Raw genomic sequence first — 5493 nt, forward strand, 5'->3', positions numbered from 1 at the left:
CTGCCTGAACGATGCATCCCAATGACAATTACCACCTGTGGCATTTCTAAGATCTATGGTTAGAAAGGATAGGGTTCTATAGGAGAGAGGCTGACGCTGTAACAGAAGGCTTGCCTAGGATTGCCAAATTTTTTCCGTGGATAGTGGAGTTTATAACCAACATCGTAATATAGAATGTAAAGCATTTTTAATTCTTCTATATTTTGCTAGATAAATCAATCATAAAGGGAGGCGGGCGGCTTCACCAATAAATTTGCCAAAAGCGAGGATGCGGTTTTCCTATTAGCTAAAAATACACAAATAAAAGATTATCGATGAAGGCACCTTCCAGAGACCTAAGCCTATGAGGCGAGGCTTTTTGATTGGTAAGGAACAGAAGGAAAGGCTTTCCATCAACGCCTTATAGATGAACAATTTTTTTTGCTTCCTGGTATGGGAATGGGCAGCTCTTTGTTTATTGAGGAGCGAGGATTTCTTTGATTAATTCTTCTCCTTCTGCATCAGCTCGATTTACCGCTACGCTTACTCTCCAGAAAGCGATTTTGCCCTTCCAGGGCTTAAGCAGGTCAAGATAATCTTGTCGTTTTCTCTCCTCTTCTATTCCCAACCACAGGTCATAATGGAGAGGATCAATAATAACAGGCATCCGCCCATGAATTTTCTTCAACTCCGGGCAAGCCTCGGTAACAATAATTGTAGCAGATTCGATTCGCTTGCCATCTTTTTCCCACCGGTCCCAAAGCCCGGCAAACCCAAAGACTTCAACAGAAGGCAGGGTAATGTACCAGGGGATTTTTCTATTCTTATTTTCTGTTTGCCATTCATAAAAACCATCTGCAGGGATCAAGCATCTTCTTTTGCGGAAACTCTCTCTGAAAGTGGGTTTGGACTGTACCGTTTCAGCTCTTGCATTAATCGTACGCCAATCGGTCTTTGCTTCATTAGCCCAATGAGGGATGAGTCCCCAGCGCATAAAAAGGGCTTCTCTTTTCTCTATTCCCTGTCTTATTACTAAAATAGGACTAGAAGGAGCGATATTGTAGCGAGGTGAAAAATCGGGAAGCGTTTCTACCTTAAAAACAGACTGGATCACTCTTGGAGAAGCTCTGAGGGAAAACCGACCGCACATTCTACCTTAGCTCCTTTATTGAATTTTTCCTACTTTTTTCTAATTAAAACCCAAAATACTATAGAGCCAATTCTTTTTACCATTCCGTTTTTTTCTGAGTGCCTTTTGGTTTGTTTGATGATCAAATAAAAAGCAAGAGATGGAATGAACTCCAATTTAAAGAAGAGCCGCTTGTGGGATTCGAACCCACGACCCACGCTTTACGAAAGCGTTGCTCTACCTCTGAGCTAAAGCGGCGGTTGTTATGGAGCGCTTGCTTAAGAAGTTATTTTTTTTCGAGAAAAAATAAAAATTATTTTTTGGTTTTTCTTCGCTTCTATTAAACATATCTTAGTGGATTAGAACCAACCATGAATCCTTTCTCAAACCGTAGACCTCCCTCCGGCACCTTGTTCCTTATTGGAACGGTTTCCTTATTCCTTCTTCTATCCTTAGGACTTCTTGGCTACAAGCTTGCTATGGAACATTCCAAAGCCAACTGGGAGAAGGTTATTCTTAGCTACCAGGCTGCCAAAACTAACGAAGAGAAACTAAAGATAGCCAAAGCCCATCTGTCCAACAAGCAAGCAGCGGTATGGATTTTACAAATTGCAGCTAGCCTCTATGAAAAAGGAGCGATTTCTGAGGCCTTATCTACCTTTCAATTCTTTCTTGAGCATTTTCCAGGCCATCCCCTGGAAGCGGGTGCTATGCTCGGAGCAGGCGAATGCTTGGAAAGCCAAGGGAAAACCGAGCAAGCACTTCTTCTTTACCAAAGGATTTTAGAAAAAAAAGACACCGAAGCCTATAGAGCTCTTGCCATCTTAAGGTTGGCGCAGATACGGATCCAGAAAAAAGAGTATGGCCCGGCAAAAGAACTACTCGAGAAATTCCTTTCTCATAATGCTAGAAGCCCCTTTGCTAATCAGGCCCAAATGCTGCTTGAAATGATTCCTTCTTCCTAAGCCTACTTTTAGAGGGAATGATTCAGTTGGAAAGCGTCATGCACAATTTGAGCTGCCCTTTTCCCTTCCTTTTCATCGATAATGATTGAAATTTTGATTTCGCTTGTTGAAATCATCTCTACATTAATCCCCGCTTCGGCAAGAGAAGAAAAAAGCTTAGCAGCCACTCCACTATGCGAACGCATCCCAATACCAACGACTGAGAGTTTCGCTATGCCTTCGGTCGCCCGAACCTCCCTTGCAGAGATTTCTGAAACGACTGACTGCAGTGCTACTAACGCTTTCTTAAGAAAATTCTTGTGAACGGTAAAGGTGATATCTGTTAGCCCATGATCGGAAATGTTTTGAACGATCATATCGACATTAATCTCCGCCTCTGCAAGCCGGCAAAATACCTTAGCAGCAATACCGGGTTTATCAGGAACCCCAAGAATGGTTACTTTTGCTTGACTAGGCTCCAAGCTCACAGCCCGAACGACAACTTTTTCCATGGCACTAACCTCTTCTTTCACTATTGTTCCTGGTTCGTTAGTAAAACTTGAGCGCACCTCAAAAGGTACTTTGAATTTTTTGGCGAACTCTACCGATCTGGCTTGCATCACTTTAGAACCCGATGCTGCCATCTCAAGAAGCTCATCATAACTGATTTCATCTATTTTCCTAGCCGTTGGCACAATCCTTGGATCAGCCGTATACACCCCTTCTACATCCGTATAAATCTGACAGCATTCGGCATGAAAGACAGCCGAAAGGGCTATGGCGGTGAGATCAGATCCCCCTCTCCCCAGCGTAGTAATATGCCCCTCAACGTTCTGTCCTTGAAAACCCGCAACAACGACGACATTTCTCTGTTGGAGTAGTTCTTTGATTCGTTTAGGGCTGATGTTCAGGATCTTTGCTCTGGTATGCTTCCCATCTGTAACAATTCCAGCCTGCGCTCCCGTCAGCGACACAGCCGGTATTTTCAAAGCATGAAGAGCAATCGAAAGCAGAGCAATGGTTGTTTGTTCTCCTGTCGAGAGCAACACATCAATTTCTCTTTCCGAAGGTTCCGGATGCAGTTGAGCAGCTAACTGTAATAACTGATCGGTTACTCCTGACATTGCAGAGACAACTACAATCAAATCATGTCCTTGCCTATAATACTGAGCAATTCGCTCGGCTACGTTCTTTATCCGCTCCACGCTGCCAACAGAGGTCCCGCCATATTTTTGAACTAAAAGCGCCATTGCTTCTTTCCCAAATTTCTCCTTTTTCGTTAAAAAATTCTATTATAACAACCGAAGAAAAAAAAGCAACTCCATTACAAAAAACTTGTTGCTTTAGCAAAAGAAAATGTTGTAAGAAGAAAAAAGAAGAGCGGCGCTAGTGTTTAGCGCCGCTTGGCCGGGAATCGTCAGAGGAGGAAAACGATCGTTCAGAGGTTATTCATATATTGATACCCCGATATTTTGAGATTTGTTCAAAAAAATTTTTTTCTCTTCGTTTATTCAATTTAAAAAAAAGAAGGGCAGCATACCAGGCTACCCTTCTTTTATAAGTTCAATATCTAGAGGAGGAGGAAACAAAAAATTCTTTTCTTTATTATTTTAAACGCCTTCTATTTTTGTTTCGTTCAACTTTTTTTAAAAAACTTTTTTTATCCAAGCAAGGACCTAGCGCATCTGCATGAGAAGGGGCTAGTAACTATATACGACATCCACAGCGACGAACCAAAAAGGCCCACTGGAAGGCTGCGCAAGTCCGTTTCCATTTAATCCAACGGTAGCGGGAGCTATTCCTACCGCTGGATAATACCAATTCATAAACCCCTTTCCGTAATCAGCCCGGTTTTCTATTCGAATCATAAAATTATCCGCTAGGTCAAATCTCCAGTCCACCGTAACACTGTAGATATTCATGGGGAAAAGCATATCTGAAAAAATCTGGTTTCGGTTGGCATGGTCATATTGTTCTCTCCAGGCCATGCTAAAGACCTTATTGAATTTATAAATCTGATAAATGGCTATGCCAAAGAAACTGGTGGAACCTTCAAAACCGTAAAGAGGGTAATTCACGGGAAAGATGGAGAGAGCGGTTTGGGTAGGGGCACCTAGCTGCGCAATCCCGGAGGGACCAATCCGGTTCGAAAAGCCGCCGACTAACTCATAAGCAAACTCGAGCTTTTGGTCTTTAACAAACTTCGGGATCCAAGTTCCAAAATCGTTAAATTCCATGAAAAGTCCGTTGTTATTATAAGCGCTTGGAACGATGTCTCCCCCAATGTCATAGGCCCCCACATAACTCCCATTAGGACTTGATCCAAAGCCTGGTGGATTAACACTATTGGGTGCAAACGCATAGCCAAATGTATTTAAAAAGAGTTTGTCTTTGGAGGTATAATCCCACATATTAAAGAGCACAATGCCTTCCCCACTATTAATCATGTTGTTTGTATAGCCAAAATAAGGATAGCCTGCTCGCGACACATTCCAGCCCCCATTGGTGAGTCCCCAGCGAGTTGTCCAATTATCATTAAATTTATAGAACACCTCTCCGCCAACCATCGTGAATGGTTCGAAGTTATTGAAGAGAATACCATAGGAAAAATTAAAGTTTGCTGGTCTTTCCATCACCTCCAGACCTATAGGGGAAGCAAACTGACCAATATGGATTTCTAGGCTTTTATCACCAATAGGTGCTTTAAACTGCACATAGGCTTGCTCTAAGAAAATCCCACTGGAATTAAATCCTGATCCGGTATTGAACGTGTTTCCAATACCCATGACCGCGTCCGGTTCACCCAGTGCGGCGTCTTGCCCAAAGATCATATCCACTCTAAATCCAGCTTGCCACTTATTTTCATCAGTAAGAGGTTTTTCCAAGGCCACCTTTAGTTGGTTAAAATTAAAGGCTCCACCAGGAATCCCGTCCGTGGTAAATCTTAGAGGTAAAGCTGGATAGGCGGGAACAAAAGGTTGAGCGGCAGCCGGTCCATGGAGACCTGAAATTGCTGGGTTAGCAAACACTAGGGGAATTTTATTGAACGATGGAGCAGCTATAAAATTATACGTATAGCTAGCCTCCACATACCCACTTAATTTAATACCTGGATTGTTCGCCTGGACAGCCGCCATGCCTTCTTCTTCAAGAATTTTCTTTAGCTTTTCGACCTCTTTAGAAGAGCTAATAGCCTTCGAATCATTAAACTCCAAATTCTGCAAAGATGCAGGCTCTCCACTACTTTCTCCTTCTCCTTCCACTTCCCCTGCATAAATAACCAGAAAACTCTCCATAAAAAGGCTTAATAGCCATAATCCAACCACACTTCTGCTGATCTTCATTATTTTTTTCCTTCGCTAAGCTTTTTTGTTCTTTACCGCCTACTTAGAAGCTATAGACAAATTCCAAGCCTACGAAGTAGACCGGACCATTGGAGAG

At 42.6% G+C, this 5493-nt stretch carries 5 protein-coding genes and 1 tRNA gene; 1 reads left to right on the forward strand and 5 read right to left on the reverse strand.

Annotated features, from left to right (window positions below; translation table 11 throughout):
• Positions 1-59 precede the first annotated feature (59 nt).
• From A7Q09_RS11145 to A7Q09_RS08545, 3 genes are all read right to left on the reverse strand, one after another.
• Entirely contained in the window at positions 60-185 is a 126-nt protein-coding gene (locus tag A7Q09_RS11145) for a hypothetical protein (protein WP_279636292.1), read from the reverse strand.
• 269 nt (positions 186-454) lie between these two features.
• The gene (locus tag A7Q09_RS08540) at positions 455-1129 is read right to left on the reverse strand and encodes an SOS response-associated peptidase (RefSeq protein WP_134391044.1); all 675 of its coding nucleotides are present in this window, start codon (positions 1127-1129) and stop codon (positions 455-457) included.
• A 165-nt stretch (positions 1130-1294) separates the two neighbouring features.
• Positions 1295-1366 (reverse strand) — tRNA-Thr (locus tag A7Q09_RS08545).
• A 113-nt stretch (positions 1367-1479) separates the two neighbouring features.
• Between A7Q09_RS08545 and A7Q09_RS08550 the strand changes: the two genes are divergently transcribed.
• Positions 1480-2073 carry a tol-pal system YbgF family protein gene (locus tag A7Q09_RS08550; protein WP_134391045.1) on the forward strand — a complete coding sequence of 198 codons (594 nt, stop codon included), beginning with the start codon at positions 1480-1482 and terminating at the stop codon, positions 2071-2073.
• Positions 2074-2081: 8 nt separating this feature from the next.
• Here A7Q09_RS08550 and A7Q09_RS08555 read toward each other — a convergent pair whose 3' ends face one another.
• Complete coding sequence (locus A7Q09_RS08555; RefSeq protein WP_134391046.1) at positions 2082-3302, reverse strand: aspartate kinase; 1221 nt, start codon at positions 3300-3302, stop codon at positions 2082-2084.
• Positions 3303-3752: 450 nt separating this feature from the next.
• Positions 3753-5396, reverse strand: a complete 1644-nt coding sequence (locus A7Q09_RS08560) for an outer membrane beta-barrel protein (RefSeq protein ID WP_134391047.1) — start codon at positions 5394-5396, stop codon at positions 3753-3755.
• Positions 5397-5493: the final 97 nt, after the last annotated feature.

Origin of the sequence: Methylacidiphilum sp. Yel (genome assembly GCF_004421185.1) — a bacterium.
Classification (GTDB): Bacteria; Verrucomicrobiota; Verrucomicrobiia; order Methylacidiphilales; family Methylacidiphilaceae; genus Methylacidiphilum.

Excerpts from the sequence above, each read along its gene's own strand:
- A7Q09_RS11145 (WP_279636292.1), bottom strand. The coding sequence starts at position 185 with ATGCTTTACATTCTATATTACGATGTTGGTTATAAACTCCACTATCCA.
- A7Q09_RS08540 (WP_134391044.1), bottom strand. The coding sequence starts at position 1,129 with ATGTGCGGTCGGTTTTCCCTCAGAGCTTCTCCAAGAGTGATCCAGTCT.
- A7Q09_RS08550 (WP_134391045.1), top strand. The coding sequence starts at position 1,480 with ATGAATCCTTTCTCAAACCGTAGACCTCCCTCCGGCACCTTGTTCCTT.
- A7Q09_RS08555 (WP_134391046.1), bottom strand. The coding sequence starts at position 3,302 with ATGGCGCTTTTAGTTCAAAAATATGGCGGGACCTCTGTTGGCAGCGTG.
- A7Q09_RS08560 (WP_134391047.1), bottom strand. The coding sequence starts at position 5,396 with ATGAAGATCAGCAGAAGTGTGGTTGGATTATGGCTATTAAGCCTTTTT.